General features: G+C 62.9%; 11 protein-coding genes. 5 read left to right on the forward strand and 6 right to left on the reverse strand.

Annotated elements, in window-relative coordinates:
• Positions 1-177: 177 nt before the first annotated feature.
• The 4 genes from ACRQFC_RS02230 (at position 178) to ACRQFC_RS02245 (ending at position 6,501) form a co-directional block, all read left to right on the forward strand.
• The gene (locus ACRQFC_RS02230; RefSeq protein ID WP_051278604.1) at positions 178-1,845 is read left to right on the forward strand and encodes an MFS transporter; all 1,668 of its coding nucleotides are present in this window, start codon (positions 178-180) and stop codon (positions 1,843-1,845) included.
• A 149-nt stretch (positions 1,846-1,994) separates the two neighbouring features.
• Positions 1,995-3,074, forward strand: coding sequence for a phenylalanine--tRNA ligase subunit alpha (gene pheS / locus ACRQFC_RS02235; RefSeq protein WP_087070835.1), 1,080 nt, complete (start codon positions 1,995-1,997; stop codon positions 3,072-3,074).
• Positions 3,074-5,617, forward strand: a complete 2,544-nt coding sequence (gene pheT / locus ACRQFC_RS02240; RefSeq protein WP_284896380.1) for a phenylalanine--tRNA ligase subunit beta — start codon at positions 3,074-3,076, stop codon at positions 5,615-5,617. Before pheS ends, pheT begins: the two co-directional genes overlap by 1 nt.
• The gene (locus ACRQFC_RS02245; protein ID WP_284896381.1) at positions 5,617-6,501 is read left to right on the forward strand and encodes an SDR family NAD(P)-dependent oxidoreductase; all 885 of its coding nucleotides are present in this window, start codon (positions 5,617-5,619) and stop codon (positions 6,499-6,501) included. Before pheT ends, ACRQFC_RS02245 begins: the two co-directional genes overlap by 1 nt.
• A 256-nt stretch (positions 6,502-6,757) precedes the next feature.
• Here ACRQFC_RS02245 and ACRQFC_RS02250 read toward each other — a convergent pair whose 3' ends face one another.
• The 4 genes from ACRQFC_RS02250 to ACRQFC_RS02265 all read right to left on the reverse strand — a co-directional run bounded on the left by ACRQFC_RS02250 (position 6,758) and on the right by ACRQFC_RS02265 (position 11,620).
• Positions 6,758-7,243 (reverse strand): DcrB/PsbP domain-containing protein, encoded by a 486-nt coding sequence (locus tag ACRQFC_RS02250; RefSeq protein WP_284896382.1) that lies wholly within the window; start codon positions 7,241-7,243, stop codon positions 6,758-6,760.
• A 241-nt stretch (positions 7,244-7,484) separates the two neighbouring features.
• The gene (locus ACRQFC_RS02255; RefSeq protein WP_284896383.1) at positions 7,485-7,856 is read right to left on the reverse strand and encodes a hypothetical protein; all 372 of its coding nucleotides are present in this window, start codon (positions 7,854-7,856) and stop codon (positions 7,485-7,487) included.
• Between the two features lie 100 nt (positions 7,857-7,956).
• Positions 7,957-10,065: a DEAD/DEAH box helicase gene (locus tag ACRQFC_RS02260; protein WP_284896384.1), complete on the reverse strand. Its 2,109-nt coding sequence runs from the start codon at positions 10,063-10,065 to the stop codon at positions 7,957-7,959.
• 100 nt (positions 10,066-10,165) lie between these two features.
• Positions 10,166-11,620, reverse strand: a complete 1,455-nt coding sequence (locus tag ACRQFC_RS02265) for an MFS transporter (RefSeq protein ID WP_284896385.1) — start codon at positions 11,618-11,620, stop codon at positions 10,166-10,168.
• Positions 11,621-11,871: 251 nt separating this feature from the next.
• Here ACRQFC_RS02265 and aspS point away from each other — a divergent pair, with 251 nt between their 5' ends.
• On the forward strand, positions 11,872-13,728 hold the full coding sequence (aspS, locus tag ACRQFC_RS02270; protein ID WP_284896386.1) for an aspartate--tRNA ligase: 1,857 nt from the start codon (positions 11,872-11,874) through the stop codon (positions 13,726-13,728).
• Positions 13,729-13,865: 137 nt separating this feature from the next.
• Here aspS and ACRQFC_RS02275 read toward each other — a convergent pair whose 3' ends face one another.
• Together ACRQFC_RS02275 and ACRQFC_RS02280 are read right to left on the reverse strand one after the other, a co-directional pair.
• Positions 13,866-14,414: a DUF421 domain-containing protein gene (locus tag ACRQFC_RS02275; RefSeq protein ID WP_284896387.1), complete on the reverse strand. Its 549-nt coding sequence runs from the start codon at positions 14,412-14,414 to the stop codon at positions 13,866-13,868.
• Between the two features lie 7 nt (positions 14,415-14,421).
• Positions 14,422-17,064 (reverse strand): MMPL family transporter, encoded by a 2,643-nt coding sequence (locus ACRQFC_RS02280; RefSeq protein WP_284896388.1) that lies wholly within the window; start codon positions 17,062-17,064, stop codon positions 14,422-14,424.
• Positions 17,065-17,233 lie beyond the last annotated feature (169 nt).

The raw sequence follows: 17,233 nt of genomic DNA on the forward strand, positions 1-17,233 counted from the left end.
GTAACTGCTGGAAAGCCGCGGAAACTTATAAGCTTTTGATGCGAAAGAGCGGTAGTGATAGCTTCGCGGCAGTGTAGCGCGGTAACAGCTCGCGCGGGCACGGAAGCCGAGCGTGAGCGCGGTAAGAGTCGATGGCGAACCACAACCGTTCCTCCTTTCACAGAAAGACAAAAGAAAATGGGAACACACAATAGCGGCGCCCTCGACGCCGATAAGCGTGGCGAGCTGGAGAAACTCTCCAAGCTGCGCGTGTACACCGCCAAGCCGATCACCATTGGTCGCGGTATTTGTTTCGGGCTGGTGGACCTCATGGGTGGTGGGTGGAATACCATCATCTCCGGTCTGCTGCTCTACTTCTTCACGAACTACGGCGGGGTGACGGCTACCCAGGGCGGCCTCATCCTCGGTGTGGCTCGTATCGTGGACGCCGTTATCTCGGTGTTTATCGGCCCGCTGACGGACGGTTTCTACCGCACGAAGCTGGGGCGGCGTTTCGGCCGGCGCCACTTCTTCCTTATGATTGGCGCGCCTCTGCTGCTCCTCATCTTCCCGCTGCTGTGGATTCCCTTCGGCGGATTCTGGTACTACCTCGTTATCTACCTGCTGATCGAGGTTATTATCGCGATCATCCTCATTCCGTGGGAAACCCTGCCTACCGAAATGACCCGCAAGTACGAGGAACGCACCACGCTCTCCTCGATGCGTATGTTCTGCTCGGCCACCGGCACCTTCGTGGTGTTCTTCATCCCGGCGCTGGTGCGCGGCAACGTCTCCAACCCCTGGGCCTACCTCGGAATTGGCGGTGCCTTCGCGGTGCTCTTCGCTATCGGCGTGTTCACCACCTACGCCACCACCTGGGAGCGCCCGCTCACCCCGGAATTCGTGGCCGAACTCGATGCCATGCCGAAGATGAACGGTTTCCAGATGCTCAAGCACACCGCGGTGGAATTCACCTCGGTATTCCGCAACTCTTCGTACAACAAGCACCTGACGGTCTACCTCTTCTCCTTCACCGGGAAGGATGTCTACGCTTCGGCGCTGACCTTCTTCGCGGTCTACGCGGTGGGGATGAGCGAATCCCAGGGCTTCTGGCTGCAGGCCGTGTCCATCGTGGGTATCCCCATGACGATTTGGGCCATGTTCCTCATGCTCTCGCACGGGCCGCGCTTCCTGTGGGCCTTCTCCTTCACCCTGATCCTCGCCTCGCTGGCGGGTGTGGGCGCGATCTACCTCATCGGGCCGGAAAGCAACGCCTTCATCTACCTGCTGGCCACCGCGGTGATCTACCAGTGCGGGCGTGCGCTGCTCGAATACACCCCGTGGAATGTGTACCCCTTCATCCCGGACGTTGATTACATCATGACCCGCGAAGATCGCGCCGGCATCTACGCCGCCGTCATGACCTTCGGGCGTAAGTCCACCGGTGCGCTGGGAACCTTCCTCGTGGGCTGGTTCATGGACCTGGGCGGCTTCGTCAATCCGCTGGAAAAGGGCACGAACCTCGCGGCCTCCGGCTACACCCCGCTGCACGAAGGTGCTTGCAAGGTGGATGCCTCCGGTGCGCTGGAAAGCTCCTGCCAGGTGGTTCAGTCCGCCGGTGCTTCCCATATGATCGCCTTCGTGACGGTCATCCTTCCCGCGATCCTCATCGGGGTGGCGCTGCTGGTGTCCCGCTTTGTGAAGCTGGATAAGCACACCCACGCCATCCTCATGGATGAGATTCACCGCCTGGAAGCGGGCGGGGCGAAGGAAGATGCCACTCCCGAAGCTCGCAAGGTTGCCGAAGACCTTACCGGGCATTCCTGGGATGAGCTCTGGCCTGAGGTTCCCCTCAGCCAGCGCTAAATTCTAGGAACGACGCCGGCGCCGCGTACCGCGGCGCAAGCGAGCTACCAGTAACCTCACAGCGGGGCCGAGTCCATCTCGGCCCCGCTGTTACGCACTTTCGGCGAGTTTGACTAGAATTGACATGGTTAACTACAAGAAAGGCAGCTATGTCCTCACAGCTCAGTCCCCTGGACGAAGCGGGAGTGCAGGCGGCCGTCGCGCAGGCATGTAGCGCTTTTGCGGCGGCCACCACCCTCGAGGAGTTGAAAGCCGCGCGGTTGGCGCACAGCGGTGATAACGCTCCGATCACTCACGCGAATATGCAGATCCGGAACCTCGCCAAAGAAGAAAAGCCCATCGCCGGCAAACTTCTGGGCGCGGCCCGCAAGGAAATCCAGGCGGCCCTCGCCAGCGCCACCGCTCGTATCGAGGAAGCGGAAGCGGCCGCGGCCCTGGCCACCGAAACGGTGGATGTCACGGTGCCGACCAACCGCTCTCCGCGCGGGGCACGCCACCCGCTCACGGTTCTCAGTGAGGACATTGCTGATTTCTTTATTGCCATGGGCTGGGAGATCGCCGAAGGCCCCGAAGTGGAGCACGAGTGGTTCAACTTCGACTCCCTGAATTTCGGGCCTGACCACCCGGCACGCCAGATGCAAGATACCTTCTACGTATCGGGCGTCGTCGGCCCTGATGGTGCGGTCACCGAGGAACGCAACCTGGTGCTGCGCACCCACACTTCGCCCGTGCAATCCCACGCGCTGCTGCGCCGCGGTGCCCCGCTCTACATCGCCTGCCCGGGCAAGGTATTCCGCACCGACGCGCTGGATGCCACCCACACCCCGGTATTCCATCAGGTGGAAGGCTTGGCAGTGGATAAGGGCCTGACCATGGCCCATCTCAAGGGCACCCTGGATCATTTCGCCCGCCACATGTTCGGGCCGGAAGCGAAGGCGCGGCTGCGGCCCTCCTTCTTCCCCTTCACCGAACCGAGTGCGGAAATGGACCTGTGGTTCCCGCAGAAGAAGGGCGGCCCGGGCTGGATCGAATGGGGCGGTTGCGGCATGGTCAATCCGGAAGTGCTGCGCAATAACGGCATTGACCCGGATGTTTATACCGGCTTCGCCTTCGGAATGGGCCTGGAGCGCACCCTAATGCTGCGTAATTCCATCGCTGATATGCGTGACATGGTGGAAGGCGATGTGCGCTTCTCCATGCAATTCGGAACCACCGGGAGGGGAAACTAATGCCACTGATTCCGCAGGAATGGCTGGGCTCACACGTGGAGCTGCCCGAGGATCTCAGCCCCGCGCAGCTGGCTGCCGCGCTGGTAAAAGTCGGCCTGGAAGAAGAAACAATCCACCCCGGCGCGGTCACCGGCCCGCTGGTCTTCGGCCGGGTGCTCAGCCGCGAACCGAAGAAACAAAGCAACGGGAAGATCATTAACTACTGCCGTGTGGACGTAGGTCAGTACAACGACGAACCCGGAACGGGGCGGGAGCCTTCCGAACTGCCCTCGCGCGGCATTATTTGCGGTGCCCATAATTTCGAGGAGGGCGATACCGTGGTGGTGTCCCTCCCCGGCGCCGTGCTGCCGGGCGGTTTTGAGATCGCGGCCCGCAAAACTTACGGCCATATTTCCGACGGCATGATGTGTTCGGAACGCGAACTCGGGCTCTCGGATGAAAGCGAGGGCATTATTGTTCTCGACGACGCAGCCGCGGCCAGTGTGGAACTCGGCAGTGATGCCAGGCAATTCCTGGGCCTGCCCGGGGAAACCCTGGAAATTAACGTGACCCCGGATCGTGGGTACTGCTTCTCCATGCGCGGGGTAGCCCGCGAATACCACCACTCCACCGGGGCTCGTTTCACCGATCCGGGCCTGGCGGACGCTCCGCTCCCGGAGGCCACCTCCTCCGGGTTCCCGGTACGGGTGGAAGATAACGCGCCGATTCACGGCCAGCCCGGATGCGATCTGTTTGTCACCCGGGTGGTGCGCGGGGTAGATCCGGCGGCGCCCTCCCCGGCCTGGATGGCACGCCGCCTCCAGCAAGCCGGCCAGCGGTCCATCTCCCTGGCGGTGGATGCCACCAATTACGTGATGCTGGACCTGGGCCAACCCTTGCACGCCTACGATCTGAATAAGATCCGCGGCGGTGGGCTGGTGGTGCGCCGGGCCAAGGCCGGCGAAAAACTCACCACCCTTGATGATGTGGAACGTACCCTCGATCCGGAAGATCTTCTTATTACCGATAATGGGGGAGAGCGCGTGCTCGGCCTGGCCGGCGTGATGGGCGGAGCCGATACTGAGATCACCGCGGAAACCAGCAATGTGCTGGTGGAAGCAGCGCATTTCGATGCGGTATCAGTGGCGCGCAGCGCCCGGCGCCATAAGCTCCCCACCGAAGCCTCCAAGCGTTTCGAACGCGGGGTGGATCCCGCGGTAGCGGCAGTGGCCGCGCAGCGCGTCGTCGACCTTTTGGTGGAATACGGCGGGGGAGAAGCAACCGATGAGGTCTTTGTGTACGGGCAGGTACACCAGTTGCCCGCGCTCGCTTTCCCGGTTGCGGATGTGGAACGCCTGACCTCGTTGCAGCTGAGCGAGGATCGTATTGCGGAGATCCTCACGGATATCGGTTGCACCGTGGAACGCGGCGGCGCGGTGTGGAGCGTGCAACCTCCCACCTGGCGTCCGGATTTGGTGGGCTCGGCTCACCTGGTGGAGGAAATCGCGCGCCTGGAAGGCTATGATGCGATTCCCACCGCGGTTCCCACAGCTCCGGCCGGGCGGGGGCTGAGCCCCGCGCAGCGCCAGCGCCGCGATATTGCGCGCACCCTGGCGGAAACCGGGTGGGTGCAGGTGCTGACCTATCCCTTTATTCCGGCCGCGCGTTTCGATGAGCTCGGCTACGCCGCTGATGATGAGCGGCGCACCGCTATCGCGCTGGCCAATCCGCTGCAGGATGAGGCCAATCTGCTGCGCACCTCCCTGCTCGATACCCTCATTCCGGTGGCCTCGCTCAATGTCAAGCGCGGTAATCCGGCGGTGGCGGTCTTTGAGATGGGCACGGTGAGCCGGCCGGCCGGTATCAGTCCGGCCCCGATTCCGGTGGCGGGCCAGCGCCCTTCCGAGGAAGAGATTGCCGCCCTCCACGCTGCTATCCCCGCCCAACCCCATCACGTGGCCGGGGTGGCCTGCGGGCCGCGTACCGCAGCTCGGGCCGGTTACCCGGTAGAAACCTGGGATTGGCGGGATGCGGTAGAAGCCGGGCGGCGCGCTGCCGGTATGCTCGCTGAGGTTTCGGTGCGTGCCGCGAACCAGGCACCCTGGCACCCGGGGCGCTGCGCGGCCATCCTGGCCGGAGACCGCGTTGTTGGCTACGCCGGGGAACTCGCGCCGGCGGTGTGCAAGGCCTTGGATATTCCGGCGCGCTCGGTCGCTTTCGAGGTGAATACCGACGCCGCGCTTCCGGAAAACGTGGAACCCGCCGCGGTCAAGCCGGTGTGGACCAGCCCGGTCGCCAAGGAAGATCTTGCCTTTATTGTTGATGCCGATGTGATCGCCGGTGATGTGCGGGCCGCCATCGTGGCCGCCGCGGGGGAGGCCCTCGAAGACATCGAGCTTTTCGATGTGTTCACGGGTGATCCCGTTCCAGAAGGGAAGAAGTCGCTGGCATTCGCGCTGCGCTTCCGCACCGATCACACCCTGACCGCTGAAGAAACTGCCCAGGTACGCCACCGGGTGGCACGCCGGATGCGCAAGGACTTCGGCGCGGAGCTGAGGGCCTAATGGCGCAGCAGGAGGTGGAGCGCGTGGATACGGGCGAGCAGGTGACCGGGCAGCAGGTTACCGAACCGCAAGTAACTGCGCAGCAGGAATCGGAAGGACTCGCACCGGCCCGCCGGATTCTCATTACCGGGGCTTCCCGGGGCGTGGGCAAGGAGCTCGCTATTGGTTTAGCGGCGCCCGGACGTACCCTCATTTTGCTGGCGACCAAGCTCTCCAATTTGGATGGTACCGCCACCGAATGCGAGATCCGGGGTGCCCAGGTTATTACCCTCGGGTGTGACCTGGCGAAAGAATCCTCGATCCGAGAGATGTTGCGTATCCTCCTCGAGGAAGGCGCCCCCGATATGGTGCTCAATTCCGCCGGGGTATACGGGGAAGAAGAACTTCCCTGGGATACCAGCCTGGAGGATTTCCAGCGCACCATCGCGATTAACGTGGAAGCCCCGTTCCAGCTGGCCCAAACTTTGGTGCCTATTATGCTGGAGCGTGGCGGCGGGAGAATCCTGGATCTATCCGCTACCGCGGCATCCCACGATTCTGCGGACGCGGTCTCCTATTACACCTCGAAAACGGCGCTATTGCGGCTGGCCGCATCCTTGCATTTGGCCGGTTACCAGCGCGGTTTGCGGGTGCTTTCCCTCAATCCCGGCGCGGTGAAAACCGATATGACGGCATCCATGAAACGTTATCGAGACCGCACCGAATGGGTACCGCTCGGCGAATCCGTGGCTATTGCCCAGGCTTTCGCAGCCGGCGAGCTCGATGGGCTCTCGGGCACCCAGGTGCGGGCCGGGACCGATTCCCTGGAGAAGCTCCGCGAACTCTCCGCGCGCGGGGTGTCCGGGCGAGCGCGCCGCCTGCGGCTCACCGGATGGGATGCCTAAAACCGGGCGCGCATAATCAGCACCCATAAGCGGCGTGCATAAGCACAGCGGACTAAGGGAGGGAGCCTCCTGCATGGAGACTCCCTCCCTTACTCATCTGCTATTTATCTGCGGCAGAGACTTATCTGCTACCGACCCCGCGTCATCGACTCATCTGCGGCACAGACTGGCGACACACAAAGTGCGCGCGAGGAACACGATCAGCAATTAATTATGTGCCGAGACTCGCATCCTGTGCCGGCAGCCAGCCCAATGATTACTGGGTATTAGCCCCGAACTTTTCGCCGCAGACCTTGGCTGCTTCGCCCATAATCGCTTGGTCTTCCTGCGAGAGCAAAAGGATCTGCGCGGCGATATTACGCTGGCCCTGCTCAGATAGGCCACGGCTAAGCCCCTCATCGACCGTGCACTCCACAAGCTTGGGGAGCATGGCCTTTTGAGCTTCCGGGATATCCTGCGTGTTCTTGAGCAGCTCGGACGTAGCGGCAAGCATGCCGGCGCTCACCTCATCGCGGGTAGGAGCCGGGCCGTCCGTTGCAATAGCTGCCGGACCCTTATCGGTGATCGGCGCGGAAGGCTGAGCGGGACTCGCATCTGCTGCCGAAGGAACTGCCGGCACCGAGGCGGCCGCCGACGTTTCCGCAGCTGGCGAAGCCGATTCCGACTTAGTGCTATTACCCGAGCAGGCAGCCAGGTTCACCGCGAGACAGGCCACAGCCGCTACACCAAAAAGTTTACGCATCTTCACTCATTTCCATGCGGAATAAAACAAGTAGATACTATCAGCTACGCGGCTTTCGCCCGCGGGGCGCCCACGTGAAATCCACCGCCTCGCTCAGCCCCGGGAGTTGCGCAACCCCGCGGGAGTCGCGCAATCCCACGAGTGTCGCGCAACTTCGCGGATGCTTGCATGAAGATACGTTACGAGCTGGGCCGTCTCCCCGTTGGGCAGGGGATGACCCGGTGGCTCTTCCCGATGAGTATTACCCCTGGGGCTGCCCGGCGAGCTTCGTGGCGCAGTTCTCCGTTACCTTTTGGAGGATATCGTTGTCTTCTTTAGAGACTTCATCGAATTTCTTTACGTCACCGTTGGCAATAATCCTGAGGCCCTCCACGGAGACACCTTGTTCGATAGCACCATCGGCCATACACTCGACGAAGCCGGTAAGAATGGATTCGTGAAGTCCGGCTGGGAGCTTGTTACCCGCCTCCTCAATAGCGGAATTGAATCCCTTGTTAAGTCCGGCCACAACCTCATCACGCGAGGGGGCGGCATCCTTTCCGGAACCGTTCGAGCAGGCCGTCAGAGTGAATGCGGTGCAGATAGCTGCAAGACCGGCAACAAGTTTACGCATGGAATTCTCCTCGGAAGCGTGGCGATGGATGAAAGATTATCCACCCATTGCCACTCTACCGGGACATGGTTACCAGCGCGTGAACACCGGGAAGCGCAAACTATGAACGCCGCCACCCGCGCCCACCGCGGCGCTCCCCGCGATCATGCCGGTCATGGCGCCGATCCGAGCGGCGCTCAGAACGGTAATCCGAACCGTAATCGCCATCATCGCCACGGTTGAAAGAACCGCGGCCGCGCCCGCGCCGGTCTCCGCGTGCGCCCCGATCCGAACGCCCCGCGCGATCCGAACGGCTGTGGCCGCCGCGGCGGGCGGCGGGAGCGCCGCTGTCTTCAGAAATCCGCAGGGCACGCCCGGAAACCTGCGCTTCGGAGATACGCCGGCGGGCTTCCGGAGAAAGCGGCACCCCAATTTCCACCAGGGAGAAGGTGGGGTAAATATCGATATGGCCCAGGTCCGAGCCGCGCAGCCCACCTTCGTGGGTGAGCGCGCCAACAATCGCGCCCGGACGCACCCGGTCCTTGTGCCCCACCTCAATGCGGTAGCGCTTCCCGCCCTTGAATTCGCGAGCCTCGCGGCGCTTCTTCTTGAAGGAATCGCGGCTGTCCTCCCCGGTAAAGCTTTCCTCTTCATCCGCGGAAGGCCCGGGATCGCGCACGCCCAAGGCCAGCAGCGCCACGATAATATCCTCGAGGCTCATCGGTGCGGGAGCCTCGGTCGCGGCCTCGTTTTCTGCACCGGTTTCCGTTTCAACATCGGTACTGTTTCCGGTACCGGTTTCGTTCTCGAAGTCTTCCGTAGTATCGGTAACGACGGCGCCTTCCGAGTCAGCCGGAACCGAGCTTGCTGCCTCAGCAACGCCCTGGTCAAGCGGGAGGGTAGCGGGGGAGGCTGCGGCGTCGTCGTTCTTATTCTGCTGCGCCTCCTGCTGGGCGGCCAGGAATTGCTCGAGGACCTCGCGGTAGACGCCCAGGCGCCCGGCGTCGAAACGGGTGCGGGCCTGCTCCATGAGTTTGGCGGCACGCAGTTTCGAGACTTCCGCCGGGGTGGGAAGATCGATTTCTTCCATCTGCGATTTGGTGGTTTTCGCGATGCGGCGCAGGCGCGGCAGTTCCTTCGGCGTCACGAAAGTGAGCGAGCGGCCCTCGCGCCCGGCGCGGCCGGTGCGGCCGATGCGGTGCACGTAAGTATCGGCTTCACGCGGCACATCAAAATTGACGACCAGCCCAATGCGTTCCACGTCCAGGCCGCGCGCGGCCACGTCGGTGGCAATCAGAACATCCAGGGTTCCGTCGCGCAGGCGCGAGACCAGGCGTTCGCGATCCTTTTGGGCGACGTCGCCCGAAAGCGCCGCGGTGGCCACCCCGCGGGTACCCAGCTCAATCGCCAAGTCCTCCGCGGTGGCGCGCGTGCGCACGAATACAAGGGCGGCGTCGGCTTCAGAAACCGCGAGCACCCGGGCGAGGGCACCCACCTTGCGGCGGGCCGGAACCACCGCGAATTCCTGGGTAATATTCGCAACCGTGGAGGCCGGCGGCGTGACGGTAATTTCCTCCGGGTCGTTCAGGTGAGAATCGGCCACGCGGCGAATCGCCGGGGGCATGGTGGCGGAGAAAAGCGCCGATACGCGCTCGGCGGGCAGGTCAGAGGCGATCTTTTCCACGTCCTCCGCGAAGCCCATGCGCAGCATTTCGTCCGCTTCGTCTAAAACGAAGTAAGAAACGTGATCGAGCACGAGCGCGCCGCGATCAATGAGATCCATAATGCGCCCGGGCGTGCCCACCACCACATGCACGCCGTTTTCGAGGGCGCGCAGCTGCGGGGGATAGGGAGAACCGCCGTACACGGCCAGCACGTTGGTATCTGTGCCGCGCGCGAATGATTCAATGGCATCCGCGCCCTGGAGCGCGAGTTCGCGGGTGGGTGCGAGTACCAGAGCTTGAACGACGGCGCTGCTAGTATCCACCTGTTCCAGAAGCGGCAAACCGAAAGCGGCAGTTTTCCCCGTTCCTGTTTGGGCGACGCCGATAACATCCCGCCCGCTGAGCAGCAGCGGAATGGCCTGCTCCTGGATCGGGGAGGGGTGTTCAAAACCGAGAGCATGAATAGCGGTGAGCGTTTCCTCGGAAAGACCGAGGTCAGCGAAAGTCGCCGGGGTGGCGGTGGAGGAAGAATCAGACGGCGTATTTTCGCCGAGATGTTCAGACATGAATTCCTAACATAGGCACAGGGGGCGCAAACGCGCCGCTACCAGTTTACTCCGGGGTGCAAGCCCGGTGCTGGATATATGCGGTGAGCTTGCCCTCTGTTCACGCGGCGCTGGAATCTTCGCTGAGCATATCCGAGCCGCTCAGCTTTTCCCCGCCCGGACCCACGCCGCTCAGGCGCTGCGATTCGGCAAGATTTTCCGCGGCCTCGCTACCCGCCGGTGGCACAATACGGCTGGCCACCACCGCGCCGGCAATGGTCAGCGCAATGGACACCGCGATGCCGGCCATCAGCGCAATATCCTGCGGCGGGGTGAGCACCGAATAAATAATTCCAATAATTGCGGCAACGAGCGAGGTTCCCATGGAATCGGCCACCTGGAGCGCCGAAGAAGTGCGGCCCTGGCCCTCTTGGGAGGTGCAGGCGAGCGCGTGCACGCTCAGCGCCGGGAACGCGAAGCCGCATCCAATACCCGCGATGGCCCACCCGATAATAACGAGGCTTCCGGGCAAAGCGTGATGCGAGCCAGCCAGCACCAGGGCAAGGCCGATTGCATCGCCAATTGAGCCCCATAGCGGCAGGCGTAGGCGCAGCGCGGCATTGGTGATCCGCCCCGAGAAATACGATCCCACCGCCCAGGTAATCGAACCGACCGACAAAATAAGACCAGCTTCCACCGGGCTCCACCCGTGCACATCCTGGAGCAGGAGCGGTAGAAACATCTCAATTGCCGTGAAGGTACCGAGGAGAACGCGGGTGGCAATAGTTGCGGGCAGCCCGCGCACCCCGCGGAAAGTCCCGCGCGGGAAAAGCGGACGAGCGCAGAAAAGTAAAGCGAATCCGCACACCCCGATAATGGCGAAGGTGTGCGCACTATGCTCCGTTGCCCCGCTCATAATCTGCAGGCAAGCCACCAGGGCTCCGGTCCCGAAGGCCGGAATGACCATGGTGCGAATATTCATCGGTTTCTTGACGCGATCAATATCCGGGATTTTATTCATCCCAATGAAGAAGAAGGGCCCGATGAGCAGGATGGTGGCCGGCACAAAACCGAAAATCCACCGCCAGGACATCGCCTCAACAATAATTCCGGCGAGCAGGGGGCCGAAAAGCGAGGGGAGGACCCAGGCCGCGGCGAAAGCGGTGAAAAATCCGGGGCGACGACGCGGCTGCACGCTATTGCCCACGATGGTGTAGAAGGGCACAATAATGAGGCCCCCGCCCAGGCCTTGGATAGCGCGGCCGGCCACGAAAATTTCCATGCTGGGGGAGACGGTACAGATCGTGAGCCCCACGGTGAGAAGCACGACGCCGGTGTACAGGCAAGAATGCGGGCCTTTGGAATCGGACCATTCCCCGGCGAGCGCCGTCGTCATTAACTGGGCCGCAAGTACCACGCCGAGCGCGAGGGCGTAAAGGTTCTGCCCGTCAAAAGCACGCGCCACGGTAGGCATGGCCGTGGTGACCGCCATGCTCTCAAAAGCAACGAGCGAAATAAAGCCAACGGAAAAAATACGGAAAAGGCGTTCGCGCTCCGGAGATAGATACCTGCTCATTAGATCCATTAGACCAGCGAAAGGGGGCAGAAAGGAAGAGGCGGAGCCCGGTATATGCGGTGGTGTGTGCCACCGTGGGGCCGTGTGGTGCGGCGGCGGAACGCAACGGGACGCATCGGCGAGCGGCCGGAGCGTAACTTTTGCCCGGAGCGTGCCGCGGGTTCTACCATGGAGCCGGTGCTTGCTCGTCTCGCAAGCACCTTAGGACGGCCCGTCTAGCCGTTTCCCACGATAGGAAGAGTGACAAAAGCGTGTTACGTACTCGTTATGCCGGCTCGCTGCGAGCAAGTGATATTGACAGCGAAGTGACGCTGACCGGGTGGGTGGATCGCCGCCGTGACCACGGGGGTATCGCCTTCATTGATCTGCGTGATGCCTCGGGTATCGCCCAGGTGACCGTCCGTGAAGAAATTGCGCACGAGTTGCGTAACGAATTCTGCATTAAGGTGACCGGGATCGTGCGCGAACGCCCGGAAGGCAATGCGAATGCTGCCCTGGCCACCGGGGAGATCGAGGTGGAGGCCACGGACGTTGAGGTCCTCAGCCCCGCCGAAGCCCTGCCCTTCCAGGTATCCGATCACGCCGAAGGGGCCGGCAAGGTCTCCGAAGATATTCGCCTCAAGTACCGCTACCTGGATTTGCGCCGCTCCTACGAACAGAAGGCCCTGCGGCTGCGCGCCAAGGTGAACCAGGCGGCCCGGCGGGTACTCGACGGCCACGATTTCGTGGAGATTGAAACCCCGACCCTCACCCGCTCCACCCCGGAAGGCGCCCGCGATTTTATTGTTCCGGCGCGCCTCAACCCGGGAACCTGGTACGCCCTGCCGCAGTCCCCGCAGCTTTTCAAGCAGCTGCTCATGGTGGGCGGGATGGAACGCTACTACCAGATCGCCCGCTGCTACCGCGATGAGGATTTCCGCGCGGATCGCCAGCCGGAGTTCACCCAGCTGGACGTGGAAATGAGCTTCGTTGATCAAGATGACGTTATCGCGGTGGCCGAAGAAGTGCTGCGCGAAATCTGGAAGCTCATCGGCTACGACCTGTCCACCCCGATTCCGCGGATGACCTTTAAGGACGCCATGGAAAAGTACGGTTCGGATAAACCGGACCTGCGTTTCGGGCTGGAACTCATCGACCTGACCGAGTACTTCAAGGACACCACCTTCCGGGTCTTCCAGAATCCCTATGTTGGTGCGGTGGTGATGCCCGGCGGGGCTTCCCAGCCGCGGCGCACTTTCGATAAGTGGCAGGAATGGGCGAAGGCGCGCGGTGCGCACGGCCTGGCCTACGTCACCATCGCGGAGGATGGCACCCTGGGTGGCCCGGTGGCCAAGAATATCACCGACGCGGAACGTGCTGGCCTGGCCGAAGCCACCGGCGCGAAGCCCGGGGATTGCATCTTCTTCGCCGCGGGTGAGCCGACCTTCTCCCGCGAACTGCTGGGTGCGGCCCGCTTGGAAATTGGCCAGCGGGTCGGCCTTATTGACGAGGATGCCTGGGCTTTTGTGTGGGTGGTGGATGCCCCCATGTTCAAGCCGGCTTCCCAGGCCGCCGCGGAAGGCGATGTGGCCCTCGGTTCGCGCTGGACCGCCGTCCATCACGCTTTCACCGCTCCCAAGCCCGAACACCTCGATACCTTCGATACCGATCCGGCCGGCGCGCTGACGAATGCTTATGACATCGTCTGCAACGGCAACGAGATCGGCGGCGGTTCCATCCGTATCCATCGCCGCGATATCCAGGAACGCGTCTTCAAGGTCATGGGTATCGATAAGGAAGCCGCCGAGGAGAAATTCGGTTTCCTCCTCGAAGCTTTCAAATTCGGTGCGCCCCCGCACGGCGGGATTGCTTTCGGCTGGGATCGCATTGTGTCCCTGCTGGTCAAGGCACCCTCGATCCGCGACGTTATCGCCTTCCCGAAGATCGGCAACGGCTGGGATCCCCTCACCGATGCTCCCGCGGAAATTACCGCGCAGCAGCGTAAGGAAGCCGGTGTGGATGCCACTCCGAAGGCCCGCTCTGGCGCGGTGGATGCCGCAACCGGGGCGCCCCTCGCGGAGGAAACGCCGGCGGTCGGTGATACTGCCGGGGCGGCTGCCGGAAAGTAGCGGCCCGCGGTTGCCGGGAAGTAGCTGGCAAGTTGCTGGAAAGTAGCGGCTCAGCGGCCTAGCTGCCGCGTAGGCGGTGGCCTGTAGTCGGCAGCCGCGAAGAAGCTAGCGATATGCAGGAAAGACGCCGAGCGTACTCAGATGCGCTCGGCATCTTTCACACCCGCGAGCAAGCGCGGATCAAGCGCGGTGGCCGGCCCGGTGAGCACCGATAGCTGCCCGTTTGGTTCGAGGATGACAGCTGCGACGTCGTCCACACACGCAACGCCGCGCAAACGCACGGCCATCATGATTTCTTCCGTGGTGGTCGAATGCCGGCGCGCCGCGGGCGTGAGTTCCCCGCGCGCCCAAATAACGACGGGCCGCGCGTGCACCCAGGCCTCCCCGCGGTGGGAGAGCGCGATAAAGCGCAGCAATGCTTGCATGCAGAACAGGGTGAGAAGGGCGACGACGCCCCCGGCCAGGGTGGGAGTATGCCCGAGGGTGACGCGCCCCGCGATCGCCCCAATAACGACGACGGCCGCCATATCCGAGGTGGATAGCCGGCTCACGACATTCTGCCCCAGAGCCCGCAAAATCACCACGAGGAAAAGGTAGATGAGGCAGGTGGCCACGGCGATGGCGCCCGCCTGCAACCAGGTGATGCCCAGTAGCTCGGCCAGATTCAGGTGATTGATCTCAGACATGCCTCCATTATGGCGTGGCGTGCCCGCCGCGTGGCGCCGATGCCGCGGTGTTCGCGCTTGCGGTGGCATCGGTGGCGTTGGCGGTGGTGGTGCTGGCGTTTTGCGATGTAGCGCCCGCGGGGAGCGCTACCGGCGCACTGTCCGTGGCGGTTGCCGGCTCGTGGTGTTCGAGGGTGCGGTGCCCACCTTCGGACACCCCGAAACGCTGGTAGATGCGCGAAAGCCAGCGCGGCGCCCACCAATTCCACTTGCCTAGAACCGTCATGGTGGCCGGAACCAGGAGGATACGGCTGAGGCTGGTATCCGCAATCACGGTGATGGCCAGCAGCACGCCCACTTCCTTGATCGCTAGCATCTGCCCGAAGCAGAAGCCCACGAAAACCGCCACGATAATCGCGGCTGCGGAGGTAATAATCCGCCCGGAACGCTGCAAGCCCAAGGAAACCGCCCGATCATTCGATTCCCCGGCATCCCAATATTCCTTCATGCGCGCCACCAGGAATACCTCGTAGTCCATGGAGAGCCCGAAGCCGAAGGCCAGGCCACAGGCCACCACCACCGCCGTGAGTCCATCGGTTTCCGGCAAGCCCAGCAGGCCGTTATCGAAGAGGAAAGCGGTGAGCCCGAGGGAGGCCACCAGGGAGAGCGAATTAATAATGATCGCCTTGAGGGGGATCAGCACCGAGCCGGTCATGAGGAAGAGCAAGATGAGCACGGCGAGTAGCACCACCGCGAAAGCGATGGGTGCACCCTCGCGCAGCACCTGATTGAAATCAATCTGGATGGCCGCGCTGCCGCCCACCAGGATCTCCGTATTCGCGGCGCTTTCCGCGTGGGCGCGAATATCGCGAACGGTAGTACTGGCCTGGGCGGAGGTGGGATCCCCACCGCTAACAAATACCCCGAGGTTATGCCAGCCGTTATCCATCTTCGTGGATTCCCCAACCTTGGATACCGCCGGCAGCCCGGCGATCCACTCCGATTGCTCGCGCAGGGAGGCGGCGTCGCCCTTTACCAGGACCGTAATGGCCGGCTGGCTCAAATCCGGGTAATCGCGTTTGAGAATTTCCTGGGTGGTGCCCGGCGAGGAGCTCACCGGAATATATTCGCTGGTATCCGTACGTAAAGTGGTGTCCTTAATAGGAATAATCATGACCACGAGGATGGCCGTCACCACGGCCATAATCACCCACGGGCGGCGCTGCACCCAGCCGGCAATCCGCGAGAACACCCCGTGATCGGTATGGGTATCACCCACCGCGCGCATGAGGTGCCCCAGCCCGGGAATTTTCGCGAGCACCGAAGGCTGAGCCAGCCGCGGCCCGGCGATGCGCAAAAGGGCGGGCACCAAACTCACCGCGGAAATAACCGCGAGCAGCACGACGACGAAACCGCCCATGGCAATCACCCGAATAATGCGGGAATTGAAGGCCAGCAGCCCGGCAATGGCAAAAGCAATGGTGACGGCGGAGAAGATGACGGTGCGCCCGGCGGTGCGAACCGTGGTGGCCAGCGCCCCTTCCATAATGACGGCCAGGTCTTTCTTCTCCGGGCGCACGCCCGGCCCGTAGCGTTTTTCAATCCCACGGGTGATTTCTTCCCGGTAGCGGGAAACCACCAGCAAGCCGTAATCGATGGACAGCGCCAAGCCAATAATGGAGACCACGTTGAGCACGAAGGAATCCACATCCGCCACGAAGGTGAGGAGCCAAATACCGCCCAGGGTAATAATGATGGCCACAATAGCCCCGGCCAGCGGCATGAGGGCGGTGAGGACCCCGCCGAAGACCAGCACCATGAGGATGAGAGCCACGGGCAGGCCAATGGCTTCCCCGCGCACCAGATCGTGGCGGGCCACATCGTTAATAGCGGTCATCGCGGCGTTCGCGGAGGTGGCATCCACCTGGACCGAGTGAGCGGCCGCGAAAGAATCAAGCGCCTGCTGGACTTCTGCCTCAGTGGCCTCGCTCTTTGCATCCGAGGTGAAGGTGATGACGAGGGCGAAGCCGCTCGCGGCGCGCAAACCCGCCGTTTCCTCGCTCGCCTGGGTGCGGGCCTGCGCGATGCCTTCTTCACGCGCGGAAGCGATGACTTCTTCCTCGCTGGGCTGGCCCGCCTGGGCCGCGGCCGCCGCGGCGCTTACTTCTTGGGTGGCGCGGGCCTGGGCGGCTTCGCGCGGCATACCGGCGCGCATGAGCTGCCCGGTAGCCGCCTCAATCTGGGCGGCGAGTTGCTGCTGAGCTGCGGCGGCGGCTTTCTGATACTCAGCGCGCGCTTTTTCCTCCGCTTGGGCGGCGCCTTCCGCCTCGGCTTCCCGCACGAGGGAGGGCGAGCTCACCGCGCTGGCAACGCCCGGGATTTTCGCGATCTTCTCACTGAGATCAGCAATATCAGCGGTGAGTTCCTGCGGATTCGCGGCGCCGTGGATCACGGCCACCATGCGGTAATCGCCCTGGGAATCGGTGAGTTCCAGGACGCGGGCGGATTCCGTTCCGGTGGTGAGGCCCTGGGTGGAGGACATACGGGAGAACAGGCCTCCCTGACCGAAACCTGACAGTGCGGCGATACCGGCAACAACGGCGCACAATATCCAGGTGATGATGACTCTCCACGGGTGGCGAATAGAGGCACGCGCTAACAACTCTGTCATGCCTCTATTATCGCTCATTTTCCCGAAAAATAGCGGTTTTTAAGCCATCTTTGAACGCTTGACCTGGAGCTTTCGCGCGCGCTGCCCGTACCCGCCATCCGTACTCGGTGCTCGGCCCGCACGTGAGCCGGCGCCCGCCCCGCCCGTACCCTGCGCCCATCCCGCCCGT

It is taken from the genome of Actinotignum inguinis, from assembly GCF_051265835.1.
GTDB lineage: Bacteria > Actinomycetota > Actinomycetes > Actinomycetales > Actinomycetaceae > Actinotignum > Actinotignum timonense.